Annotated in this window: 20 protein-coding genes; 10 read left to right on the top strand and 10 right to left on the bottom strand. The window is 59.8% G+C overall.

Features of this window, described 5'->3' with window-relative positions; genetic code table 11:
- Nucleotides 1-4 precede the first annotated feature (4 nt).
- From AC07U5_RS14985 to AC07U5_RS14975, 3 genes are all read right to left on the bottom strand, one after another.
- Entirely contained in the window at nucleotides 5-793 is a 789-nt protein-coding gene (locus tag AC07U5_RS14985; RefSeq protein ID WP_494724253.1) for an alpha/beta fold hydrolase, read from the bottom strand.
- Between the two features lie 348 nt (nucleotides 794-1,141).
- The gene (locus AC07U5_RS14980; protein WP_494723480.1) at nucleotides 1,142-2,932 is read right to left on the bottom strand and encodes an ABC transporter ATP-binding protein; all 1,791 of its coding nucleotides are present in this window, start codon (nucleotides 2,930-2,932) and stop codon (nucleotides 1,142-1,144) included.
- Nucleotides 2,933-3,493: 561 nt separating this feature from the next.
- Nucleotides 3,494-4,402, bottom strand: coding sequence for a LysR family transcriptional regulator (locus tag AC07U5_RS14975; protein WP_062442130.1), 909 nt, complete (start codon nucleotides 4,400-4,402; stop codon nucleotides 3,494-3,496).
- Nucleotides 4,403-4,520: 118 nt separating this feature from the next.
- Between AC07U5_RS14975 and AC07U5_RS14970 the strand changes: the two genes are divergently transcribed.
- Both AC07U5_RS14970 and AC07U5_RS14965 read left to right on the top strand, forming a co-directional pair.
- On the top strand, nucleotides 4,521-5,276 hold the full coding sequence (locus AC07U5_RS14970) for an SDR family NAD(P)-dependent oxidoreductase (RefSeq protein ID WP_494723479.1): 756 nt from the start codon (nucleotides 4,521-4,523) through the stop codon (nucleotides 5,274-5,276).
- Between the two features lie 67 nt (nucleotides 5,277-5,343).
- Nucleotides 5,344-6,180, top strand: a complete 837-nt coding sequence (locus AC07U5_RS14965; protein WP_494723478.1) for an alpha/beta fold hydrolase — start codon at nucleotides 5,344-5,346, stop codon at nucleotides 6,178-6,180.
- A gap of 104 nt (nucleotides 6,181-6,284) precedes the next feature.
- Here AC07U5_RS14965 and lpdA read toward each other — a convergent pair whose 3' ends face one another.
- Genes lpdA through AC07U5_RS14945 form a run of 4 tightly spaced genes read right to left on the bottom strand, consistent with a single transcriptional unit; the run spans nucleotide 6,285 to nucleotide 11,270 of the window.
- Nucleotides 6,285-7,661, bottom strand: a complete 1,377-nt coding sequence (lpdA, locus tag AC07U5_RS14960) for a dihydrolipoyl dehydrogenase (protein WP_494723477.1) — start codon at nucleotides 7,659-7,661, stop codon at nucleotides 6,285-6,287.
- Nucleotides 7,658-8,962 carry a dihydrolipoamide acetyltransferase family protein gene (locus AC07U5_RS14955; RefSeq protein WP_494723476.1) on the bottom strand — a complete coding sequence of 435 codons (1,305 nt, stop codon included), beginning with the start codon at nucleotides 8,960-8,962 and terminating at the stop codon, nucleotides 7,658-7,660. Before AC07U5_RS14955 ends, lpdA begins: the two co-directional genes overlap by 4 nt.
- Nucleotides 8,963-9,976, bottom strand: a complete 1,014-nt coding sequence (locus AC07U5_RS14950; protein WP_494723475.1) for an alpha-ketoacid dehydrogenase subunit beta — start codon at nucleotides 9,974-9,976, stop codon at nucleotides 8,963-8,965.
- Nucleotide 9,977: 1 nt separating this feature from the next.
- Entirely contained in the window at nucleotides 9,978-11,270 is a 1,293-nt protein-coding gene (locus AC07U5_RS14945) for a thiamine pyrophosphate-dependent dehydrogenase E1 component subunit alpha (protein ID WP_113179133.1), read from the bottom strand.
- Nucleotides 11,271-11,398: 128 nt separating this feature from the next.
- Here AC07U5_RS14945 and AC07U5_RS14940 point away from each other — a divergent pair, with 128 nt between their 5' ends.
- Nucleotides 11,399-11,860: an Lrp/AsnC family transcriptional regulator gene (locus AC07U5_RS14940; protein WP_494723474.1), complete on the top strand. Its 462-nt coding sequence runs from the start codon at nucleotides 11,399-11,401 to the stop codon at nucleotides 11,858-11,860.
- Here the strand turns inward: AC07U5_RS14940 and AC07U5_RS14935 are convergent.
- Nucleotides 11,857-12,927, bottom strand: coding sequence for an AraC family transcriptional regulator (locus tag AC07U5_RS14935; protein WP_494723473.1), 1,071 nt, complete (start codon nucleotides 12,925-12,927; stop codon nucleotides 11,857-11,859). The two genes, AC07U5_RS14940 and AC07U5_RS14935, sit on opposite strands and share 4 nt — an antisense overlap.
- Before the next feature lie 106 nt (nucleotides 12,928-13,033).
- Between AC07U5_RS14935 and AC07U5_RS14930 the strand changes: the two genes are divergently transcribed.
- The 7 genes from AC07U5_RS14930 to mmsB are packed head-to-tail and all read left to right on the top strand — an operon-like array spanning nucleotide 13,034 to nucleotide 20,642.
- Complete coding sequence (locus AC07U5_RS14930) at nucleotides 13,034-14,722, top strand: acyl-CoA synthetase (RefSeq protein WP_494723472.1); 1,689 nt, start codon at nucleotides 13,034-13,036, stop codon at nucleotides 14,720-14,722.
- Nucleotides 14,719-15,486: an SDR family NAD(P)-dependent oxidoreductase gene (locus AC07U5_RS14925; RefSeq protein WP_494723471.1), complete on the top strand. Its 768-nt coding sequence runs from the start codon at nucleotides 14,719-14,721 to the stop codon at nucleotides 15,484-15,486. The genes AC07U5_RS14930 and AC07U5_RS14925 overlap by 4 nt, the downstream gene beginning before the upstream one ends.
- A 24-nt stretch (nucleotides 15,487-15,510) precedes the next feature.
- A complete protein-coding gene (locus AC07U5_RS14920) occupies nucleotides 15,511-16,701 on the top strand; it encodes an acetyl-CoA C-acyltransferase (RefSeq protein ID WP_494723470.1) in 1,191 nt (396 codons plus the stop codon).
- Nucleotides 16,701-17,828 carry an acyl-CoA dehydrogenase family protein gene (locus AC07U5_RS14915; protein WP_448746025.1) on the top strand — a complete coding sequence of 376 codons (1,128 nt, stop codon included), beginning with the start codon at nucleotides 16,701-16,703 and terminating at the stop codon, nucleotides 17,826-17,828. Before AC07U5_RS14920 ends, AC07U5_RS14915 begins: the two co-directional genes overlap by 1 nt.
- Nucleotides 17,829-17,871: 43 nt before the next feature.
- Nucleotides 17,872-18,645: an enoyl-CoA hydratase-related protein gene (locus tag AC07U5_RS14910; RefSeq protein ID WP_494723469.1), complete on the top strand. Its 774-nt coding sequence runs from the start codon at nucleotides 17,872-17,874 to the stop codon at nucleotides 18,643-18,645.
- A gap of 1 nt (nucleotide 18,646) precedes the next feature.
- Entirely contained in the window at nucleotides 18,647-19,723 is a 1,077-nt protein-coding gene (locus AC07U5_RS14905; RefSeq protein WP_494723468.1) for an enoyl-CoA hydratase/isomerase family protein, read from the top strand.
- Nucleotides 19,724-19,739: 16 nt separating this feature from the next.
- Nucleotides 19,740-20,642 carry a 3-hydroxyisobutyrate dehydrogenase gene (gene mmsB, locus AC07U5_RS14900; RefSeq protein ID WP_494723467.1) on the top strand — a complete coding sequence of 301 codons (903 nt, stop codon included), beginning with the start codon at nucleotides 19,740-19,742 and terminating at the stop codon, nucleotides 20,640-20,642.
- Between the two features lie 52 nt (nucleotides 20,643-20,694).
- On the opposite strand, the gene betC is transcribed toward mmsB, so the two are convergent.
- Entirely contained in the window at nucleotides 20,695-22,209 is a 1,515-nt protein-coding gene (gene betC, locus AC07U5_RS14895; RefSeq protein ID WP_494723466.1) for a choline-sulfatase, read from the bottom strand.
- A gap of 16 nt (nucleotides 22,210-22,225) precedes the next feature.
- Nucleotides 22,226-23,179: a choline ABC transporter substrate-binding protein gene (locus tag AC07U5_RS14890; protein ID WP_494723465.1), complete on the bottom strand. Its 954-nt coding sequence runs from the start codon at nucleotides 23,177-23,179 to the stop codon at nucleotides 22,226-22,228.
- Between the last annotated feature and the right edge of the window lie 76 nt (nucleotides 23,180-23,255).

The raw sequence follows: 23,255 nt of genomic DNA, 5'->3' as shown, positions 1-23,255 counted from the left end.
TCGATTACACAAAACCCTTTATGGCGGATATAACGGCCTGCGGCGCGCTGAGGTTCGGGCAGTGCCCCGTGGCATCAAGCATGACGAACTGCGCATGCGGGATTGCGTCCGCGACGTAGCGGCCCACATTCTCTGAGGCGATGATATCGTCACGGCACTGTAAGACAAGCACCTGCGCCGTCACCTTGGGCAAATCCGCCCTGTTGTCGGAGGTAAACGTCACCCGGGCGAAGGTTCGGGCAATTTCAGGGTCCATCCGACAGAAGCTGTCGGCGAGTTCGCTGGCAAGCTCTGGACGGTCGCTATTGCCCATGATTGTAGGCGCCATCGCATTGGACCAGGCAATATGATTTTCGGCAAGCGATGCAAGCAATTCGTCGATGTCTTCTTGTTCAAAGCCGCCGATATAGGATCCGTCGTTGATATAGCGCGGCGAAGGGCCGACCATCACGACGCAGGAGAACATCTCCGGCGCTTTGATGGAGGCCACAGCTCCAATCATCGCGCTCACAGAGTGACCGACGATGATGGCGTCGTTGAAGTCGAGTTCGCGACCGATATCGACAATGTCGTCGGCGTAAGCGTCAATGCTTGAGTATCTCTGGCGATCATAGGACGATAGGTCAGAGCCTCCAGCGCCGACATGGTCGAAGGTGACGACATTGAAACGATCCTCGAAAGCCGGCGCGACCAGTCGCCACATCTGCTGGTCGCATCCATAGCCATGAGCAAATATCATTGGCCGCCGTCCGTTACCCGACTGCTTTACGTTATTCTTCAAAATAGCTGACACACGGAAACCTCGACTGCTGACCGCGATCAGTCTGCAAAATGGCGACGATCCGTTGGGTGCGAAGCACCATACGACGCGGGAAGAAGCTTGTCGCTTAAATTCTTGACAATGGTCACTCCAGCGTGTCCCGCGCGATCCCAAGTAGAACGCCCAGTGTCTTCACCCCTTCAGCAGTAACTTCACGATTGAAAGCTTGTGCTTCTTTTGAAGCAGTCGCACTCGGGCAAAAGACCAGAGCCGCGTTTGCGGAGGCGGCTCCGGGTCCTTTCGTGCATGATCTCAACAAGCTGTGGCCTGTGAAAAGAGCCCACACCGAGCAGGCTTTTTAGAACTGACCACGCACCTCCGTTACATCGCCAGTCCCTTTGTGAGTTCCAGCGCTTGCCGCTCGAAGAGGCGACGGTAGATTCCGTTTTTCAGTCGGACGAGCGACGTGTGGTCGCCTTCCTCGACGATCTTGCCCTTGTCGAACACGAGAAGACGGTCGAGTGCGCGGACCGTAGACAGGCGGTGAGCGATGACGAGCGTTGTGCGGCCCTCCATCAGGCGCTCCATCGCCTGCTGGATCTGCATTTCGCTCTCGCTGTCGAGGCTTGACGTCGCCTCGTCCAGGATCAACACGGGTGCATCGGCCAGGAAGGCGCGAGCGATGGCGACGCGCTGACGTTCCCCACCTGACAGCTTGACACCGCGCTCCCCCACCATCGTCTCGTAGCCTTTGGGCAAGCTGATGATGAAATCATGCGCGCTTGCCTGTTTTGCCGCGTTGACGATCTCGCGTCGCGATGCGTTCGGTCTGCCGTAGGCGATGTTTTCGGCAAGCGTCCGGTGGAAGAGGATCGGCTCCTGCTGGACAATGGCGATCTGGCCGCGCAGGCTTGCCTGGGTCACCTCTGCGATATTCTGCCCGTCGATCCGAATGGTGCCGGAGTTGACGTCGTAGAGCCGCTGGATGAGCTTGACGAAGGTCGTTTTGCCGGAGCCGGAATGACCGACCAAGCCAACCCGTTCGCCGGGCTTGATTGCGACGGAAAACGTGTCGTAGAGCGGGGTGGGGTGGGCGCCATACTGGAAGGTAACGCGGTCGAAGACAATCTCGCCATCGCCGATAGCAATCGGCTTTGCGCCGGGCCTGTCCTCTATGCCGAGCGGTGTCTTGTCGAGCAAAACCAATTCTTCCATATCGTTGACCGCACGCTGCAGGTTGCGGATGTCCTGCCCAACCGAACGCAGGTATCCTTGCAGGACGAAGAACATCGCCAGCACGAAGGTGATGTCGCCCGCGGACGCCAGTCCGCGCTCCCACATGATGAGGCCGGTGCCGAGGATGCCCGCCTGCATCGAGACCATCATAAAGCCCTGGATGGTGCCGTTCACGGTGCCGCGGCGCCATGTGCGCCGGGTGCGACTGTCCCATTTGGCCAGAACATGGCTCAGCCGCGATTCCTCGCGATCTTCCGCACCGAAGGCTTTGACCACGGAGTTGCAACTGATGGCATCGGCAAGCGCCCCGCCGAGCTTGGTATCCCAGGCATTGGCGAGCTTGGCGGCAGGCGACACGTAGCCCATCGAAAGCAAGACTGTGACGCCGATATAGATCAGCGAGCCCGCGGCCACGATCAGCCCCATGACGGGCCAGTAGCTGCCAAGCACGATGCTGGCGCCAATAAGCATGACGATGGATGGCAGCAGTGCGATGAGCAGCACATCGTTCAGTGAATCGAGCGCCCACATGCCACGCGTGATCTTGCGCACCGTCGAGCCGGCGAAGCTATTGGCATGCCAGTCGGTGGAAAAGCGCTGCACCTTGTGAAAGCCGCTATTGGCCACATCGACCATGATACGCAGCGTCAGCCGGATGATGCCATTATAGATGAACCAGCGCAGCACGACGCTGGTGAGACCGAGAGTCGTGACGACGAGGAAGGCGCGAAGAGCGCCATCGGCCGCGTTGCCACCGGCGATCGCATCGACGATCCGGCCGGAGAAGACCGGAACGAGAACCTCTGCCAGTGTGCTGGCAACAACCAGGACAATGATGCCCCCGACCAGGGCAGGACCGTGCGTCCATTGACGAAATACAAAGCCGAGCACGTTGCGATACGCATCGGCGCGGAAGTCGAGCTTCTTGCGAGCCATTGAAACAGTCCGGCCATCAGATGAAGCCGGCTCCATAATAGACAGTTGAAAGATGAAGCCGGAACAGGACACGACATAGTCCCGGCAGATCGGTGGCGTTGTAAAGGGCTTGTTGAAGCCGCCTGCCGCGTACCCTCAAGCGGGCCGCGAATTGAAATGACCTAACGTCGGATCATTCCGCACGGGAAGGTTTCGATGGATGTATATGTCATGCCACGCCTCCCTTTTTCGATCTGCAGCGGTGCCGATTTTGTAGCGGAGAAATCTTCCGCTGCCAACCGCCCTCGTGACAGTTTGCGGATGATGATGCTCAGAGGACACAATCGGTGGCTTCAAACAGCAGACTTAGTCGATGACTATGGTGCGCCTCTTGCGGCGACCGCAACCAGCATGACGGTCGTCAACATCGCCTGTCTAGACGTTTTGCCGGTCACGTTGAGGTAACGTTGCGTGTGATGAAGACGATGTCGGGATTTGTCGCACATCACGAACTTTGCGACTCATGAGAGTGGTCAACCCACTCTCATGATCGGATCGCTTGGTCTTTCGAGGTTCCGCCGCTTAACCCGAAAAGGCACGTCGCGAGCCATCGTTGTTCGTCATGCATTCGGCCCGGATAAGGTCCGCCACCTTCTGAACGCGATCGACCCGATCCTGCCGCTTGGTGACATGCAGGAATGTCAGGTCGCGCGCGATGGCCCTTGTGCCGGGCAGATCGCAGCGGACGAGTTCACCGGTTTCCAACTGCGGCGCGAGGACGCGGAGCGACTCCAGTGCGATGCCGAAGCCGGAGAGGGCCGCCGGTATGATCTGAGAGGCGCGGTTGAATCTGAGCCAGTTCACCTTGGCCGCCGCGATGCCATTGAGTTCAAGCCAGTCGTTCCATGTGACAGCGTTTGTCTCGTTGACGATCAATGCGCAGTCGGCCAGATCGCTGGCGCTTTGCAGGCGCGCCTTGAGGCTCGGAGCGCAAACAGGGGTGAAGACATCCGGCCCTAATGACTCCAGATCGTGGATTTTAGATGCTGGCTCTCCATAGAGGATGGCGACGTCGAAATCTCGGTAACGTTTGAAGTCCGGTGCCTCATCCGCCACGATCCTGATGTCGCGGATTTTCTCGGCCAGAAGCGATTGTACGACGACGGGGAGAAGTTGGCTTGCCAGTCCCGGCGGGCTGGAGATCGAGATGGGCATATCCCGCGCGTCGGTGAGTGACTGCAGTCCAAGACGCATTTCATCGAAACCCTTCACCACATGCTTCAGCAGGTTTTCGCCTTCCACAGTCAGTTGCAGCCCGTTTCCGACGCGCCGAAACAGTGGACAAGCCAAGCGCTCTTCAAGTTTTCGGACCGCTTGGCTGACCGCGCTTGTCGACAGGGCGAGATGTTCAGCGGCAACTCGGAACGAGCATGTCTGGCCTGCCTCAGCGAAAATTTCGAGGGCGCTCAAGGGAACGCTGAGACGTGTCATTGTGAAGCTCCGCTTAACGGCCGAGAAACCAGAAGTCGTTTGCCCGGCGTTCGTCTCAATCCTAATCATTGTCTCGAGGAGACTGGGGCCTGGCGATGGTATCGCTGCCGGAGGAAGCATGCAACGAGAACTGAATGGGCGCGTCGCACTGATAACCGGTGCTGCACGGGGCATAGGCTTTGCCATTGCTGAGCGGCTTGCGGGGCAGGGTGCCCATGTCATCATTTCGGACATCGACCTTGCCGCCGGTGAGTATGGCGTCGCACGGATTGTCGAAAATGGCGGTTCGTCGAGCTTCGCTGCGGTCGATCTTGGCCAGCCAGGCGATGTCCTACGCTTGGCCGAGGAAGTGAGGCAGGAGCACGCACGCATCGACATTCTGGTGAACAATGCCGGTGTCGTGTCTACGGGTCCGGTCGAGACCGTAGAGCTTGAGGAATTCCAGCGGCTCATGACCATCGATCTCACGGCGGTCTTTTTGCTGACAAAGGCTTTTTTACCGGACATGACCGCATCCGGTTGGGGCCGCATCATCAACATTGCGTCCATCGCTGGCCAACAGGGCGGCGGCATGTTCGGTAATAGCTGCTATGCCGCGGCAAAGGGGGGTGTCATCGCCTTCAGCAAGGGGATCGCGCGGGAGGCCGGCCGCTCCGGCGTGACCTGCAACACCATCTGTCCCGGTCTCACCGATACTGCGCTAACATCGACGCTGACCGATGCGCAGAGAGAGCAGATCATCTCGACAATACCCGTCGGAAGACCTGGCGAGCCACACGACATTGCCGAAGCGGTTGGCTTCTTGGCCTCGGATGAGGCGAGCTTCATTACGGGCGTCACATTGAATGTGGATGGCGGCTTCATGCGCTATTGAAAAAGTGGATCACCAACAGGCGGGTCAGGGAGGCCGGCCAAGAAGAACAACAGGGGGAGGAGCAGACATGCAGAAGAATTTCACGACAAGCGACGGCGCCGTCCTGGCCTATACGGATGTGGGTCAAGGGCCAGCGCTTGTCATGCTGCCGGGCTGGTCGCAATCGGCCGCCATGTTTCGGCACCAGATCGAACACTTCTCGGCAACACACCGCGTGGTCGCGGTGGATTTTCGTGGCCATGGGAGGTCGCCGGATGCCGCACGCGGCTTTCGCATCTTCCGCTTCGCAGCGGATATCATGGAACTGATGACACACGAGAAGATCGAAAACGCCACGATGCTTGGCTGGTCGATGGGTGCCTCTGTCCTCTGGGCGATGATAGATATCTTTGGTACGTCCTTCATCAACAAGCTGATCCTCATTGACGAGCCAGCAGCCGTTGTGCGGCAGGCCGGCATGAGCGATGAGGATATCTTGAATGCCGGCGCCCTATTCGACGCAGCCACGATGGTCGCCATTGCAGAGCAGATCAAGGGTGCTGAAGGTAACGCGGCGCGCGGCGCCTTCCTGGACGGCATGATCACCAAGGGCATCCCGGAGGATCTGAAGGCCTGGCTGCTACAGGAGAACCTTCGCGTCAACGCCGTTCATATCGCAGATCTCTTCGTCGACCATTGTTCGATCGACTGGAGCGACATTTTCGCTCGCATCGACCGGCCGACGCTGGTGATTGGCGGGCGCGTCAGCCACGTCAATCCCCGCTCACAGGAATGGATTCACGCGCAGATCAAAGGGTCTCATCTTGTGATCTTCGAAGAAGCAGACGGGGGAGCCCATTTTTCCTTCATCGAGGCACCGGCGCGGTTCAACGAGGTTCTTGCCGGCTTTCTTGCTGAGCAATAGGCGCATCGCCTGTTGGACGATCGAGAGCAGCCTCTCAGCTTCGCCGACATCAGGTGCGGGATAGGAATCCATCTCGCACCAATAATGCTCTAGCCACTGCGTTCTCAGATGTGCAGCGCCATGCCCAACCCCTTGAGCGCCGCCTCCTGTACCGCCTCCGATTGCGTCGGATGGGCCTGGATGGTCGCGGCAATATCGGTGAGTGTCGCGCCCATTTCGAGCGCCAGCGCGAACTGTCCGGCTATTTCCGAGACGCCAGCCCCGACTGCCTGGATCCCCAGAACCAATCCGCTTTCCCGGGTGAAAACGATGCGAATGAAGCCATCATCGCGGTCCCGCGTCATTGCGCGGCCATTGCCCGTGAAGGGAAAGACTGCGACACCTGCATCGCCTGCCTGCATGGGCAACTGTCCGACGACGACGATCTCCGGATCGGTAAAGCAAACAGCCGGCATGGCACGCTTGTCCCAGACGACCGGTTCTCCTGCTATGACGCGTGCCACAAGATCCCCCTGCGCCATCGCCCGATGTGCGAGCATCGGTTCGCCAGTAACATCGCCAACCGCATAAACGCCACGCATCGAGGTGCGGCAGTGTCGGTCGACAGCGAGATATCGTCCGTTGCGGTCGAGCCCGAGCGTTTCCAGCCCGAAGCCGTCGATGTTCGGTACGCGGCCGACCGTGACAAGAATCTTATCTGCAGCAATGAGCTCGCGCGTCTCTCCCACCATCACTTCAAGCTGCCCGTCGGCATAGTTTTGTGCGCGTGCCTCGGTGAGAACTTGGACATTGAGCGCAGCCAGCCGCCTGGCGACAGGCTTGATGAGATCGCCGTCATAAAGCGGCAGAAGTTGCGGGGCCGCCTCGACAATCGTCACCTGCGCGCCAAGCTTGGCCATGGCTGTACCGATTTCCAACCCGATATAGCCGCCACCCACTACGCAAAGGCGCTTCGGAACCGTTTCGAGCGCCAGCACCTCGGTCGATGACAGGATGTCGCCGCCGAAGGGCAGAGTGGGTATGGTCTGGGCGCGCGCGCCTGTGGCGATCACGAGGTTTTCGCAGCGGAGCGTTTCGACCGTGCCGTCCGTTGCCGTCACCTCGACGGTCTTGCCGTCCATGATCTGGGCGCGGCCCTGGAAGACATTGACCCCCGCCTTTCGAAGGAGTGTCGCAACGCCGCTCGTAAGGCGCGAAACGATCCCGTCCTTCCAGGCGACTGCCCGGGCGAGATCTATTTGAGGCGCGGCGGAGGTAATACCGAACGGGTTGTCGAATGCCAGCGCGCTTGCGTCAGAAAACACCTCAGCTGTGTGGATGAGTGCCTTGGAGGGAACGCACCCGACATTCAGGCATGTACCGCCAACCGCACCTTCCTCGAGGAGAACCGTATCGAGACCCAGTTGACCGGCGCGGATGGCTGCAACATAGCCGCCAGGTCCGCCCCCAATGATCAGCACCTTACTGGCTTTCGCTGTCATGCCTCATCCTCCATGAAGATCAGCGCCGGCGTCTGCAGCAAGGCACGAAGCCGCTGGATGAAAGTTGCGGCATTCCAGCCATCGATGACCCGATGATCGAAGCTTGCCGAAATGTTCATCATCCGTCGAGGCACGAATTGCGTGCCGTCCCACATCGGCCGGACCGCCATTCGGTTTACTCCGAGGATTGCCACTTCCGGATGGTTGATGATCGGCGTCGTGGCGAGGGCGCCGAGCGGTCCCAGCGAGGTGATCGTGAAGGTGGAGCCGGAAAGCTCCTCGCGCGTCGCCTTGCCCTGGCGAGCAGCGTCTGCCAGTCGGGCGATTTCACCTGCTGCACCGAAAAGGCCATATGTTTCTGCGTTGCGCAGCACCGGCACAACGAGCCCGTTCGGCGTCATCGTTGCAATGCCGAGGTGAATTGCGTTGTGCCGTTCGATGACGCCTTCATCGTCGAGAAAATGCGCGTTCATCTCCGGATGATCGATGAAGGCGCGCTTCAACGCCGCGGCCAGGAAGGGAAGCAGGGTCAGCTTCGGACGCTCGCCCCGCTCATCGTTCATCGTTGCGCGCAGATCCTCCAGCGTACTGACATCAACCTCTTCGATCACGGTGATATGGGGAATGCGGGCATTGGCCAAAGCCATACGGTCGGCAATCTTGCGCCGAAGACCGATCACGGGAATGCGCTCCGTGCCCTCCTTCCGCTGCCGCGGGGAAGCAGAGGATGGCGGCGTTGAGCGTGCGGCAAAGACGGCGTCAAGATCGGCATCCGTGATCCGGCCCGCAGGGCCGCTGCCCGGTACTGTCCGCAGATCGATGCCGGCGCGGCGGGCTCGATCGCGCACCGCGGGCGAGGCGAGGGGTGCTTGGCCTTTCGGGCGTGGGGCGCTTGGTATTCCGGCTGGAGGTTTTTGGGCGGTAGGCGATTCGGCTTTCGCGGGCTTTAAGATGTCCGGCGTGGGTTCCTGCTTGGGCTTTACCAGGCTCAGCTCCAAGGCGGTTTCGGCGCTCTCTCCAGCATGTGCGGCGTTTCTGACTTCGGGCTCAACGCCCGTGCCCGCGTGTTCTATCCGGCAAAGAACGCCGCCCACCGCCAAGGTTTCGCCAACCGCTCCGCCGAGATCGACAACCGTTCCGGCAAAGAGGCTGGGAATTTCCACCGTTGCCTTGTCCGTCATCACGTCAGCGAGCAGATCGTCCTCACGGACGAGGTCGCCTGGCTTGACGTGCCAAACGACGATTTCGACTTCCGCGACGCCCTCGCCGACATCTGGCACCTTGATGCTGCTGATCGTCATCTATGCCTCCATGACCTGTTTCAACGCGCGCGCGATCCGGTCAGGACCAGGGAAGTAATCCCATTCCAGCGCATGCGGATAAGGTGCATCCCAGCCGGCGACGCGCAGCACAGGCGCGCGCAGGTGCCAGAAGCAGGCCTCCTGAACTTCGGCGATCAGTTCTGCGCCAAAGCCGCTGGTCCGGGTCGCTTCGTGGATGACGACGCAGCGGCCGGTCTTTTCGACGGATGCACGCACGGTGGCGAGATCGAGTGGCAGAAGCGTGCGCAGGTCGATGATTTCCGCATCGATGCCGGTCTGATCGACGGTGGCTTGCGCCACATGGACCATGGTTCCATAGGCCAGCACGGTCACATCCGAACCGTGCCTGCAAATAGCGGCCTTGCCGAGGGGAACGCTGTAGTGATCTTCCGGCACTTCGCCCGCCGGATGCGCCGCCCAAGACATCGACTTGGCATGCGGATCACCGGAAAAGGGGCCGTTATAAATGCGCTTCGGTTCCAGGAAAATCACCGGATCCGGGTCTTCGATGGCTGCGATCAAAAGGCCCTTGGCGTCATAGGGATTGGAGGGGATGACGACTTTGAGCCCTGCCACGTGGGTGAACAGGGCTTCCGGACTTTGGCTATGAGTCTGGCCACCGAAAATACCGCCGCCTGTCGGCATCCGCACCACGAGCGGACAGGTGAATTGCCCGTTGGAGCGGTGTCTCAGGCGTGCGGCCTCCTGGGTGATCTGGTCGTAGGCGGGATACATATAGTCGGCGAACTGGATTTCGACGCAGGGGCGCATTCCCTGTGCCGCCATGCCTACCGCAAGACCGACAATGGCACTTTCGTTGATCGGCGTATCGAACACGCGCTCTTCGCCGTAACGAGCCTGAAGCCCGGAAGTGCAGCGAAACACGCCACCGAAATAGCCGACATCCTCGCCGAACAGGATGACGGAGGGATCGTCGGCCAATTTCACATCCATGGCGCTCCTCAACGCCTCGATCATCGTCATGCGGGCCATGTCAGTACCCCATTTCTTGGCGCTGTCGTCGCAGATGCTCCGGCATGTCCGCGTATACGTTCAGGAAAATCTCAGACGGGGAAATCGGCTGCGGATCGACGAATGTGCCGTGCGCCTCGACCGCCTTTTGAACGGCAATCACCTCATCCAGGATTTCGGCTTCTGCCTGCACATGACGCTCCTCGGACCAGTCGCCGCGCGATATCAGGTACATCTTCAGGCGGTCTATAGGGTCTCCAAGCGGCCAGGCGCGCGCCTCGTCGCGCGGGCGGTAGGCGCTCGGATCATCGGACGTCGAATGGGCCCCCACGCGGTAGGTGAACCACTCGACGAGGACCGGTCCATATCCCTGGCGCGCGCGTTCGATCACCCAACGCGAGACCGCCATCACCGCCAGGTAATCGTTGCCATCGACGCGAAGTGCTGGAATGCCGTAACCCAGTGCCCGAGCGGCATATGTCTCACTTTTGCCGGCAGCGATGCCGGTGAAGGTGGAGATTGCCCATTGGTTATTGACGACATTGAGGACGACGGGCGGCAGATAGACAGAGGCGGTGAGCAGCGCGCTGTGAAAGTCGTTGGAAGCGGTAGCGCCATCGCCAATCCACGCCGCGGCGATCTTGCCCGTTCCGGTCAGTGCTGCGGCCATTGCCCAGCCGACGGCTTGAACATATTGTGTGCCAAGATTGCCTGAGATCGAGAAGAAGCCATAATCCCTGGCCGAGTGCATGACCGGCAATTGCCGACCTTTCAGCGGGTCCAGTGGATTGGAATAAAGCTGGCCCATCAGCTGCTCCAGCGGGTACTCCGCTGCGACAAGAAGCGTCTGCTGGCGGTAGGTCGGAAAATTCATGTCGCCTTGGGAAAGTGCCCGCTGGAAGCAGCATCCGATAGCTTCCTCGCCAGTGCACTGCACATAGAAGGACGTCTTACCCTGTCGCTGCGCGTTGAGCATCCGCTTGTCGATCGCGCGCATCTTGAGCATGTCGCGCAAACCCTGCCGCAGCCTGTCGGCAGAAACCTCGCCAAGATAGTCGGCCCATGGGCCGACAGGCCTATTGTTCTCGTCAAGGATACGGATCATGCCGACAGCGAGATCGCGACAGCCACTGGCGCTGATATCCAGAGCCGGCACTGCCAAGATGCCGGCCGGCGGAACGACGATCGCCGAAAAATCCGCAGGCTGGTCTGGCCGTGCAGGTGGATGCGGGAACTGAAGCCGGCTGCGCCTGGCGGCGTCCTGAGCAGGTACAGCGGGATGTTCACCGTCGGTTGTTGTCGAAATGTCAGGCATGGCCATTTCCTCCCTAAGCCATTGTTCCAGCCTAACCGGGATTCCGGAGATGGTGTTTGCTTTCTGAGCTCACTTCGGCTTCACTATTGGCTGAACTAGCGAATTATTTTGGGTTTTGAGGATTTTTCATGCCAAATATCGATGAAACCGATTTGAGAATCCTGCGGGCGATCCAAACGGACGGCAATCTCACGGTCACGGAAGTCGCCGAACGCGCGGGCCTTTCCCAGTCGCCTTGCTCGAGGCGGATAGCGGCGCTGGAAGAGGCCGGCGTGATCAAGGGCAAGAGGACGATCCTCGATCCTAAAAGTCTCGGCTTCGATACGCTCGTGATCGTGAGGATCAAACTACAGGCGCATGAACCGCAAGCGCTGGAGGCGTTCAAGCGGGCAGTGCGCGCCATCCCGGAAATTCAAATCGCGCTCCTTGTCTTGGGAGACTTCGACTTTCTGCTGCGGGTGGTGGTGCGCGACATCGAGCATTATCAGCATTTGATGCAGAGCAAGCTCGTCAGTCTGCCCGGTGTCAGGGAGATGCAGAGTTCTGTGATCATCGAGGTGGTGAAGAACGAAGACGTACTTCCCATCTAGTCATCGACTGTCGTGCGCCCGTCTTGGCTGACCTCGTCGTTGGCGCCTTCCAATGCAGATTTTCGAAAAGCAGCGGGCGTCATCCCGGACCACTTTATAAAGGCGCGGTGGAAGGCGCTCGGTTCTGCATAGCCCAGCCGAGCTGCAGTCTCAGCCACACTCAAGATCTGAAGTCCCATCAGATCGCGTGCACGCTTGTAACGAATATCGTCACGAATGGCGAGGAAGCTCTGCCCCTCGCTTTTCAGCCTTCGTCGCAAAGTTACGGGTGACAGCTTCATCTCCCGAGCGAAGGTATCGAAGTCGGGCCAGTCCTCGGTACTCGACATTTCAAAGCGCGTCCGCAATCGTGTGGCGAGGCCTTGGTCGTGACGATATCGCAGCAGGATATTGGCCGGCGCCCCGCGCAAGAAGCTCCTCAGCGACTTTTCATCCCGGATCGTCGGCAGCGCAAGGTAGCTTGCATTGAAGACGAGCCGTGTCACTGACGTGTCAAAATGCACCGGCGCGCCGAAGAACTGGAGATAGTCACGACGGTTCACTGGGGCAGCGCAGGCGAAATCCACACGCCGTAGCGGGATCCGTCGCCCGATCAGCCAGCAAAGAACGCCGAGCAGGATAAGCCAGTAGGTTCGATAGGCAAATGCCGGACGCGGTGCATCAGCGCTCACGACAACGATTTCCGCTTGCCCATCCTGATTGCGAAGTTCACCGGTCGGGTGATCAAGCACGATGTTGAGAAACATCAGCGCGCGCTTGAGAGCATGTTCCAGCGTCCCCGCATGCAAAACAGCATGACATAGGAGCTTGAAGCTGCCAGGCCGCATGGGCCGAGCGCCCAGGCCAAAAAACTCGTCCTGACAGAGGGCCGCGACCTCCAGCCACAGCGTGCCATATTGCTCATTCGACACATCGCCGGCGTGGTCGAGTGAGATATTCGCCCGCGCCAGGGCGGGGGATGGGTCGATGTTTCGCTGCCGCAAGCAGTCGATGGCATCCTCAACGAAGCCTGACGAGATCATGCGGCGCTCAAGCATGGGTATGCCCACTATTGTATTTTCGATCATTCATGATGTTCATGACCGCCATTGTTTGCAAGTCTCGATTTGCTAGATTTTTCCTTTACCCGGAGGAGACGCTTTATGCGGCGGGTCGATAGAGGAGGAGGATGCCGTGCTGCAGTCACATGGCGATAAGACGAAGTGCAGCTATGCTGCCGAGGCATCGGCGTTTCAGCTGAGCGAGGCCACCGGGCGACTAGCCGGGGATATCGAGACTGCCATCAACGCCTGCGTGGAGTGCTGTGACAGGCATGTTGGCAGCGACAGGATCGCGCTTCGCTGCGTCTCGACCAAGGGTGTGCTCAGCGAATATACTTTCGAGAAATTGCGCGATATGTCGGCGCGCGCAGCGAATTTCTTCGTTTCCCAAGGGCTGAGAAAGGGAGATGTGCTCGCCGGCATGCTGCCGCGCACCGTCGACTTGATCGTGGTTATCCTTGGTGCATGGCGTATGGGCGCCGTCTACCAGCCGCTCTTTACGGCCTTCGGACCGAAGGCGATCGAACACCGTTTGAAGATGAGCAATGCCCGGCTGGTGGTGACCAATCCGGCCAACGCTTCGAAGTTTTCCGAGATAACGAACCATCCTCTTCTCGCAATCGTGCGGGATAAAGAGGAGCCGAGTATCGACGGCACGATTGATTTTCGGGGTGCGCTGGCAGCCTGCAGTTCCACTTTCGATCCTGTGATCGGACGTGGCGACGATCTTTTCATGATGATGTCGACGTCCGGCACGACGGGGCTTCCCAAGGGCGTTCCTGTTTCGATGCGCGCCCTTGCCTCCTTCTCCGCCTATATGCGCTACGCCATCGATCTGCGCGAGGACGATGTCTTCTGGAATATCGCCGATCCAGGCTGGGCCTACGGAATGTACTATGCCGTTGCGGGGCCGTTGATGTTGGGGTGCGCGACGATATTGTACGAGGGCGGTTTTACCGCAGAGAGCACCTACAGCATCATCAACCGGCTCGGCGTGACAAGCCTCGCGGGATCGCCAACCGCCTTCCGTCTCCTCATCCCGGCGGGCGAGGAAGCCGCAACGGTTGCGAAAAGGCAGTTGCGCGTGGTCAGCAGCGCTGGCGAACCCTTGAACCCGGAGATCATCCGCTGGTTCGAGACACACTTGGCCGCACCCATTTACGATCATTACGGGCAGACCGAGACGGGAATGGTGGTCAACAATCACCACGGGCTGGACCATGGCGTACGCCCCGGTTCAGCGGGTTTCGCCATGCCGGGCTATCGCGTTGCCGTGCTCGACGATGAGGGTCGTGAACTCGGTCCCAATCAACCGGGCGTGCTTGCGGTGGACATCGCCAATTCTCCGTTGATGTGGTTCAAGGGCTACTTTCAACAGGACACACCGGCTATCTCCGGTGGCTTCTATCGAACAGGCGATACGGTGGAAGCGGAAGCCGACGGCTCCATCAGCTTCATCGGCCGTGAAGACGATCTGATAACCTCGTCCGGGTACCGCATCGGGCCTTTCGATGTCGAAAGCGCCTTGATCGAGCACAGCGCCGTGGTCGAGGCGGCGGTGATTGGGGTGCCCGATCCGGAGCGGACGGAAATCGTCAAAGCGTTCGTCGTGCTCGGCAAAAACATTGAGGCGACGCCCGATCTTGCCGAGGAACTGGCGCAATACGTCAAGAGGCGATTGTCTGCCCACGCGTATCCGCGCCTGGTGGATTTCGTCTCTGAACTGCCCAAGACGCCAAGCGGCAAGATCCAGCGGTTTTTGCTGCGTAAGGCGGAGATCGAAAAAATCAATGCACATCAAAAGCAGGATCATTCGGCATGAAGCTTGAAGAAAGCGTTTTCCTGATCAGCGGAGCTGGCTCCGGGCTCGGCGCCGCCGTAGCTGCCATGGCGGTGGAGGCCGGTGCGCGCGCGGTACTGCTGGATGTCAACGCCGACCGCGGGGAGGCGCTGGCGGCTCAATTGGGTGATGCTGCCCGTTTCGTTCTCACCGATGTGGCTAACCCCCAGGACGGTGAAAGAGCAATAAGCACGGCTATCGACGCGTTCGGCCGTATCGATGTTCTCGTCAATTGCGCAGGCGTCGCGCCCGGTGAGAAGATCATCGGCCGCGAAGGGCCGCACAGCCTGGAGAGCTTTGCCAGAACAGTCACGATCAACCTTGTCGGTACGTTCAACATGGTGCGGCTTGCAGCCGATGCCATGGCCAAGCAGCAGCCCGGTCAAACCGGCGAGCGTGGCGTCGTCGTCAACACCGCGTCGGTCGCGGCCTTCGAGGGGCAGATCGGGCAGGCGGGATACGCGGCTTCCAAGGGCGGCGTGGCAGCGCTGACTTTGCCCGCGGCTCGAGAACTGGCACGTCACGCGATCAGGGTCATGGCCATTGCACCTGGGATATTCGAGACACCGATGATGGCTGGCATGCCGCAAGACGTTCAGGATGCTCTCGGCGCTTCCGTTCCCTTTCCGCCACGGCTTGGGCGACCTTCGGAATATGCGGCACTGGTGCGCCACATTGTCGAAAACCCGATGCTGAACGGCGAAGTCATCCGTCTCGATGGCGCGCTGAGAATGCCGCCGCGATGAAGCAAAACCATCAGGAGACTACAGATGACTGAACGAGACCCAATCGTGATCGTCGGCTCCGCCAGAACACCTATGGGCGGTTTTCAAGGGGATTTTGCTGGCGTTCCTGCTGCGACACTCGGCGCAACCGCCATCGAAGCTGCGCTTTCGCGCGCCGGATTGGCAAAGGATGCTGTCCAGGAAATTCTCATGGGCTGCGTACTCTCCGCAGGGCAGGGTCAGGCGCCTGCGCGGCAAGCGGCGATTGCCGCTGGTCTGCCGCTTTCAGCTGGTGCTACGACCCTGAATAAGATGTGCGGGTCCGGCATGAAGGCCGTGATGCTGGCCCATGATCTCGTTCACGCGGGCTCTTCGGATGTCGTCGTTGCCGGCGGCATGGAGAGCATGTCGAATGCACCTTATCTCTTGCCGAAGGCGCGCACTGGCCATCGCATGGGACATGGACAGGTTCTCGACCACATGTTTCTCGACGGCTTGGAGGATGCCTATGAGAAAGGTCGCCTGATGGGCACGTTCGCGGAGGATTGTGCCGAGGCTTATCAGTTTACGCGCGACGCCCAGGACGCCTACGCGCTGGCGTCGTTGGAGCGAGCCAGGCGGGCAACGACCGAAGGCCGTTTCGTGTCGGAGATTGCGCCGGTGCTGGTTTCGGTAGGCAAGAGTGAGACACGCGTTTCCATCGATGAGCAGCCGGGAAAGGCGCAGCCGGAAAAGATACCGAAGCTTCGCCCAGCCTTCCGGGAAGGCGGTACCGTGACGGCCGCCAATGCCTCGTCCATTTCGGATGGCGCAGCAGCGCTCGTCCTGATGCGGGCATCTGAAGCCGAGCGGCGTGGTCTAACGCCAAGGGCGCGCATCGTCGGTCACGCCAGCTACGCCAACGAGCCCTCCCTCTTTGCAACTGCTCCCATCGGCGCACTGCGTCGGCTCTCGGAGCGGACGGGTTGGGCGTTGTCCGATGTCGATCTCTTTGAAATCAACGAGGCATTCGCGGTGGTCGCCATGGCCGCCATGCGCGACCTCGATCTGCCTCACGATAAGGTCAACATCAACGGTGGCGCCTGCGCGCTCGGCCATCCCATCGGCGCCTCGGGTGCACGGGTTATCGTCACGCTTCTTGCAGCACTGGAGGATAAGCGGCTCGATCGCGGCATGGCATCCGTCTGCATTGGCGGAGGTGAGGCCAACGCCATCGCAATCGAGAGGATAAACTGATGTTGCTCGACGACGTACAGGAACAGATCCGCGAGACGGCACGCGAGTTTGCCGTCAATCGACTGGCCCCTGGCGCTGCCGCACGGGATCGCGATCATGCCTTTCCCCGCCAAGAGCTGACGGAGATGGGAGAACTTGGATTTCTCGGCATGCTCGTGACGGAAGATTATGGCGGCTCGCAAACCGGAACAGTCGCCTATGCGCTGGCATTGGAAGAAATTGCCGCGGCAGATGGAGCATGCTCGACGATCGTGTCTGTTCACTCCTCCGTCGGCTGCGTGCCGATCTTGCGTTTTGGCACGGAGGAGCAGAAGTCTCGCTTTCTTCCGAAAATGGCATCCGGCGCGTGGATCGGCGGCTTCGCCCTGACGGAAGCGCATGCCGGATCAGATGCATCCGCATTGCGCAGCCGCGCGCGGCTCGATGGCGATCATTACGTTATCGACGGTTCGAAACAATTCATCACCTCGGGCAAAAACGGCAACGTCATCATCGTGTTCGCGGTCACCGATCCGGAGGCCGGCAAAAAGGGCATATCTGCCTTCATCGTGCCCACCGACACACCGGGCTACAATGTCGTTTCCGTCGAGCACAAGATGGGCCTCCATGGTTCTGATACCTGTGCGCTGGCATTCGACGGAATGCGTGTCCCGGTCGAAAACCGGTTGGGTGGCGAGGGCGATGGCTATCGGATCGCGCTCGCCAATCTTGAGGGTGGGCGCATTGGGATTGCGGCCCAGGCGGTCGGCATGGCGCGTGCGGCGTTTGAAGCCGCGACCGCCTATGCCAAGGAGCGTCAGAGTTTTGGCAAACCAATCATTGAGCATCAGGCTGTGGGCTTCAGCCTGGCGGACATGGCGACGCAGATCGAGGCGGCGCGCCAGCTCGTGCTGCACGCGGCCAGCCTGCGGGACGCCGGACGGCCATGCCTGACGGAGGCCTCCATGGCCAAGTTGTTCGCGTCGGAAATGGCAGAGAAGGTCTGTTCCGCCGCAATTCAGGTGCATGGCGGTTATGGCTATCTTGCAGACTATCCTGTCGAGAGGATTTACCGAGATGTGCGTATTTGCCAGATTTACGAAGGCACCAGCGAGGTGCAGCGGCTGGTCATCGCAAGACAGCTCTAAGAGCCTCTGAGATCGGTACGCCTGCATGAACAGGGAGAGCGCTATGTCAGAATGTATCGAGATCAGCCGGGAGGGCCGTGTTGCCCTGATCAGGCTCAATCGTCCGGCGCAGCTCAATGCGTTGAATTCGCAGCTTGCACGCGACATGGTTTGCGCAGTGGAAGAACTCGAATGCAACAAGGACATCGGGGCGCTGGTCGTCACCGGCTCGGACAAAGCGTTCGCGGCTGGGGCAGACATCGCCGAAATGGCTGACAAGAGCGCACAGCAGATGATCGAGGAGGATTTCTTTGCGATCTGGGATCGCTTCACGGGTAGTCGGTTACCGAAGATTGCCGCGGTAAACGGTTATGCGTTGGGTGGCGGATGTGAGTTGATGATGATGTGCGATTTTGCCATCGCGGGCGAAAGCGCGAAGTTCGGCCAACCCGAAATCAAGCTCGGCGTCATTGCAGGCATGGGTGGAACGCAGCGCATGACGAAACAGATCGGCCGGGCCTTGTCGATGGATCTGCATTTGACCGGACGCATGATGGGAGCGGAAGAGGCCATGCGTGCTGGTCTCATTGCGCGCGTCGTCCCCGACGCCGATGTGGTGCCGACTGCCATGGCGGCTGCGACACAGATCGCGGACTATTCGCGTTCTGCGGTGCGTCTTGTAAGAGAGACCGTGATGAAGGCCGAAGAGCTATCGCTGCATGAGGGCATTCTTTACGAGCGCGCCATGTTTCATCGCCTGTTCGGTACGCCTGATCAGCGCGAAGGCATGGCCGCATTTGTCGAGAAGCGCAAACCCAATTTTCAAAGGGAGCAATAGCATGTCCGGAGAGACCCCAACGGGCATCACATCCAATGAGACGGTTGTCGTCAGTCTGGAAGGCGCGTTGGGGCGCATCCATCTCAACCGACCGGAAGCGCTCAACAGCCTTAACCTCGATATGGTCCGTAAGATCTCACACGGGATCGACGCGCTGGAGAGCAATCCCGCAGTCCGCGCGATCGCCCTGACCGGGGAGGGACGGGCCCTGTGCGCGGGGGGCGACATCAAGATGATTTGGCAAGTGGGTCGAACCGCACCGCAAGAGGCTCTCGCGTTCTGGGCTGAGGAGTATCGCCTGAACGCCAGGATCAGCCACCTGCGCAAGCCCTGGCTGGCTGTTATGGACGGCATCTGCATGGGCGGTGGCGTTGGCTTGTCGGTTCATGGCAGCCACCGTATCGTCACGGAGAAGACGCGTTTTGCGATGCCGGAAACCGGTATCGGCTATTTCCCCGATGTCGGCGGCACCTGGGCACTGTCGCGCGCGCCGCAACATCTCGGCTTCTGGATCGGTCTTAGCGGCGCGACGATCGGCGCTGCAGATACGATTGCTGCCGGTCTTGCCGACGCCATGGTCCCTTCCGAAGCCCTCCCGGCTCTTTTGGCTGACATCGCATCGGGACAGACGTTGGAAAGCGCGATCAAGGCGCATGCCGGCGACCCCGGTGTTTCGATGCTGAAAGATAATGCTGTTCTGATCGGCAGCGTGTTCGCTTCGGGCGACATGGAGGAAATTTTTGCCGCCCTGCAGGCGAACGGGTCAGACTTCGCGAAAAGCACCCTGGCACTGCTCGAGGCGAAATCCCCTACAAGCCTGGTCTTGACCTTGCATTTGCTGCGCGCAGCGCAGAGCTCAGCCTCACTCGAAACCTGCCTCGACCGGGAATACGCTGCCGACGCATTGATCCTCAAGCGCCATGATTTCTACGAGGGCGTGCGAGCCGCCGTCATCGACAAGGATCGCAATCCCATCTGGTCGCCCGCACGACTGGGAGAGGTTGATCAAGAGGGGCTCGTTTCCGCCATCAAGCCGCTCCCTTCGCTGTTTTCAACAGCAACTGCGGACGATCTTTGAGGCAAGGAGAATAGATATGGTCCAGTCGATCGCCTTTATCGGTCTTGGCAACATGGGCGCGCCGATGGCCGGAAATCTGGTCAAGGCGGGTTACACCGTCAGCGGCTTTGATGTCGCTGAGGCTGCGCGCAAAAATGCGACGGAGCGCGGCGTCCGGGTGGTTGAAACCATCGGTGGGGCGGTCGGCGGCGCGGATGCCGTCATTACCATGCTTCCGAATGGCGAACTGGTGCTGGATGTCTGGAGGCAGCTTGTCGGCATTCTCTCACCCGGAACGCTCGTGATCGACAGTTCGACGATCGATGTAGAAGGCGCTCGGGCCGCGCATGGATTGCTGCCCGAATGCTTGACGATCGACGCGCCGGTTTCTGGTGGAACGGGCGGTGCCGAAGCCGGAACGCTAAGCTTCATGCTGGGTGGAGACGCTGCAGCAATCGAGGTCGCGCGTCCGGTGCTTGAACCGATGGCCGGCCGTATCATTCCTTGTGGAGCGGCAGGTTCGGGCCAGGCGGCAAAGCTCTGCAACAACATGCTGCTTGGCATTTCGATGATTGGCGCGGCTGAAGCCTTCGTGCTTGGAGAGAAACTCGGTCTTGAGCATCAGGCACTCTTTGATGTGATATCCACCTCATCCGGTCAATGCTGGTCGGTCAACACCTACTGCCCGGTGCCGGGTCCCGTTCCGACCTCGCCGGCGAACCGTGATTATGCCCCCGGATTTGCGAGCGCGTTAATGCTCAAGGACCTGCGCTTGGCAAACCAGGCCGCAACGGACTCCATGGCGATGACTCCGCTCGGTGCGCATGCCCTAAAACTCTATGAGGCTTTCGTTGCATCAGGCCATGCCCACGAGGATTTCTCGGCGATTATTGCGCTTCTGAGGGCCGCCAGTTCAGTCGATGATGGGAAGACCGGCTGATGGCAGCAAGCTTGCCAGCTCCTCGGGGATAAGATTGACGCCTGGGCGTTTCTTACTCTCCGCGTGGATAGCGCTGGTTTTCCTCAAGCACGTTGAGGTCCATGTGATTGCGCATGTATCGCTCTGACGCTTTTTGCAGAGGCTGGTAGTCCCAAGGATAATAGGCGCCGTTGCGCAGCGCCTTGTAGACCACCCACCGCCGTGCCTGGCTTTCGCGCACGGCCTCGTCGAAGGCGGGCAGTTTCCAGCGTCGGTCGATCTCTGCTGATAGCGCCGAAAGCACGTCGCGAAAGGCGGGATCGCCGGCAAGGTTGGTACGCTCTTCGGGGTCTGTCTCCAGATCGTAAAGCAGTGGTGGATCAGCGTCGCAGACCGAAAGCTTGTAGCGCCCGTCACGAAGAGCGACGAGTGGCGCAATAGAGCCTTCGGCCGCATACTCCATCGGCACGGGACCACGTTTGCCGCCCCCTGCGGCCAGGGGTGCCAGGTCCTCGCCATCCGTCCAGCGCTTCAACGAGGTGATGTCGAGCCCGGCCAATCCGCACAGCGTCGGTGTCACATCGAGGGTCGAGACAGGTGCGTCGATCCTTGCAGGCATCCAACCGGGCGCTGCGATCATCAACGGCACGCGCGCGGAGCCTTCGAAGAAGCACATCTTGAACCACAGCCCGCGTTCGCCGAGCATATCGCCATGGTCGGATAAAAACAGGATGATGGTGTCCTCCTCCATCCGGGTGGCTTTCAGGACTTGCAGGATCTCACCGATCTTCTCGTCGATGTAGGAGATGTTGGCGAAGTAGCCGCGTCGTGCGCGCCTGATTTGCTCCGGTGTAATGTCGAACGCCTTGTGATCGCACGCTTCCAACAGGCGTTTCGAATGCGGGTCCTGATCCTCAAAGGCGATCGCTTCCGACCGCGGATCGAGTGCCGGGCACTCCTCGTAGAGGTCCCAAAACTTCCTTCGGGCCACGTAAGGATCATGCGGATGAGTAAAGCTGACTGTGAGGCACCAGGGCCGTTCATCGAGGCGGCGTGACAGATCATAGAGTTTGCGCGTGGCGTTGTAGGCCACCTCGTCGTCATACTCCATCTGGTTGGTGATCTCGGCAACACCCGCGCCGGTGACGGAACCGAGATTGTGATACCACCAGTCGATACGTTGGCCGGGCTTGGTATAATCGGGCGTCCAGCCGAAATCCGCCGGATAGATATCCGTCGTCAGGCGTTCCTCAAAGCCGTGCAGTTGGTCGGGCCCGACGAAGTGCATTTTTCCTGAAAGGCCCGTGTAATAGCCTGCCGCCCGCAGATGATGGGCATAGGTCGGTATGTCGGATGCGAATTCGGCGGCATTGTCATAGACCCTTGTTCGACTGGGCAATTGACCGGACATGAAGGACGCACGGGCCGGCGCGCAAAGCGGGCTTGCCGTGTAGGTATTGGCAAAGCGGACGGACCGCTCTGCCAATGCTTTGAGATGGGGCGCGTGCAGAAAACCCGCAGGTCCGTCGGGGAAAAACGTCCCGTTGAACTGGTCGGCCATCAGGATCAGGATATTGGGACGGGCCATGTCGAAATTTCCGGCTTCAGAGCCCAAGCTTTGCCTTGACGGCGGCATCACCCGGTTTGCCGCCCAATGTCGTCACCCCTTGCAGCCAACCGTCAATTGATTTCGGGTTCGCCTTCAGCCAAGCCGTGGCCGCCGCTTTGGAGTCCTCGCCACCTAGAATTGAGCCCATCAGGCTGTTTTCCATGTCGATGTTGAACGTCAGGTTTTTGAACAGCTTTGCCGCGTTCGGGCACTGCTGAGGCCAGCCCGTGCGCGCCAGCGTGTAGACTTCCGCGCCGCCGAAATTCGGACCGAAATAGGCGTCGCCGCCGGAAAGATAGGTGATGTCGATCTTCTTGTTCATCGGATGCGGAGCCCAGGCGAGGAAGACCACCGCCTTCTTGTCGCGACCTGCCCGCTCCACCTGCGCCAGCATGGCCTGCTCGCCGGATTCCACCAATTGCCAGCCTTTGAGCCCGAAGTCGTTGGCATCGATGATTTTCTGAATGTTCTGGTTCGCAGGCGCGCCCGGCTCGATGCCGTAGATCTTGCTTTCAAACTCGTCCGCATGTTTGGAGAGATCGGCGAAATCCTTCACGCCCTTCTCCGCCATATAGGCTGGCACCGCCAGCGTGAACTTGGCGCCTTCGAGATTCTTCGTCATCACCTCGGCAGCCTTAGCGGCTTTCAGGTCATCGACGAAGGATTTCTGCGCTGGCATCCAGTTGCCAAGAAAGACGTCGATCTCGCCGTTTTTCATCGCCTGATAGCCGATCGGAACCGAGAGGGTTTTCACGTCCGCCTCATAGCCCAGCGCATCGAGCAGAACGGAAGCCACGCCATTCGTCGCGGTGATGTCGGTCCAACCCGGATCACTGAGGCGGACTGTCTTGCAGGCCGCATCATCGGCCGCTTTAAGTGGAGTTGAGAAGGCTGCCACCGATAAAAACAGACCAGCGGCTATGCGATGCAGGCTATAATCGATTTTCATTGTGGTTCCCCTTTATTAGTTTCCTTTATTGAGCGCAGCATTGTTTTTGCCTGTAAAGCAGGTATTTTTCGATAGT

This window comes from Agrobacterium sp. GW821-FHT02D03 (assembly GCF_059421725.1).
Note: the sequence above shows the minus strand (reverse complement) of the source record. Positions and strands in the feature narration are given on the sequence as shown.

What these genes read in the sequence shown, in the direction of transcription:
- AC07U5_RS14910 (WP_494723469.1), top strand. Translation starts at nt 17,872, where the DNA reads ATGTCAGAATGTATCGAGATCAGCCGGGAGGGCCGTGTTGCCCTGATC.
- mmsB (WP_494723467.1), top strand. Translation starts at nt 19,740, where the DNA reads ATGGTCCAGTCGATCGCCTTTATCGGTCTTGGCAACATGGGCGCGCCG.
- AC07U5_RS14965 (WP_494723478.1), top strand. Translation starts at nt 5,344, where the DNA reads ATGCAGAAGAATTTCACGACAAGCGACGGCGCCGTCCTGGCCTATACG.
- AC07U5_RS14920 (WP_494723470.1), top strand. Translation starts at nt 15,511, where the DNA reads ATGACTGAACGAGACCCAATCGTGATCGTCGGCTCCGCCAGAACACCT.
- AC07U5_RS14970 (WP_494723479.1), top strand. Translation starts at nt 4,521, where the DNA reads ATGCAACGAGAACTGAATGGGCGCGTCGCACTGATAACCGGTGCTGCA.
- AC07U5_RS14925 (WP_494723471.1), top strand. Translation starts at nt 14,719, where the DNA reads ATGAAGCTTGAAGAAAGCGTTTTCCTGATCAGCGGAGCTGGCTCCGGG.
- betC (WP_494723466.1), bottom strand. Translation starts at nt 22,209, where the DNA reads ATGGCCCGTCCCAATATCCTGATCCTGATGGCCGACCAGTTCAACGGG.
- AC07U5_RS14975 (WP_062442130.1), bottom strand. Translation starts at nt 4,402, where the DNA reads ATGACACGTCTCAGCGTTCCCTTGAGCGCCCTCGAAATTTTCGCTGAG.
- AC07U5_RS14935 (WP_494723473.1), bottom strand. Translation starts at nt 12,927, where the DNA reads ATGATCGAAAATACAATAGTGGGCATACCCATGCTTGAGCGCCGCATG.
- AC07U5_RS14905 (WP_494723468.1), top strand. Translation starts at nt 18,647, where the DNA reads ATGTCCGGAGAGACCCCAACGGGCATCACATCCAATGAGACGGTTGTC.
- AC07U5_RS14940 (WP_494723474.1), top strand. Translation starts at nt 11,399, where the DNA reads ATGCCAAATATCGATGAAACCGATTTGAGAATCCTGCGGGCGATCCAA.
- AC07U5_RS14955 (WP_494723476.1), bottom strand. Translation starts at nt 8,962, where the DNA reads ATGACGATCAGCAGCATCAAGGTGCCAGATGTCGGCGAGGGCGTCGCG.
- AC07U5_RS14950 (WP_494723475.1), bottom strand. Translation starts at nt 9,976, where the DNA reads ATGGCCCGCATGACGATGATCGAGGCGTTGAGGAGCGCCATGGATGTG.
- AC07U5_RS14915 (WP_448746025.1), top strand. Translation starts at nt 16,701, where the DNA reads ATGTTGCTCGACGACGTACAGGAACAGATCCGCGAGACGGCACGCGAG.
- AC07U5_RS14980 (WP_494723480.1), bottom strand. Translation starts at nt 2,932, where the DNA reads ATGGCTCGCAAGAAGCTCGACTTCCGCGCCGATGCGTATCGCAACGTG.
- AC07U5_RS14890 (WP_494723465.1), bottom strand. Translation starts at nt 23,179, where the DNA reads ATGAAAATCGATTATAGCCTGCATCGCATAGCCGCTGGTCTGTTTTTA.
- lpdA (WP_494723477.1), bottom strand. Translation starts at nt 7,661, where the DNA reads ATGACAGCGAAAGCCAGTAAGGTGCTGATCATTGGGGGCGGACCTGGC.
- AC07U5_RS14945 (WP_113179133.1), bottom strand. Translation starts at nt 11,270, where the DNA reads ATGCCTGACATTTCGACAACAACCGACGGTGAACATCCCGCTGTACCT.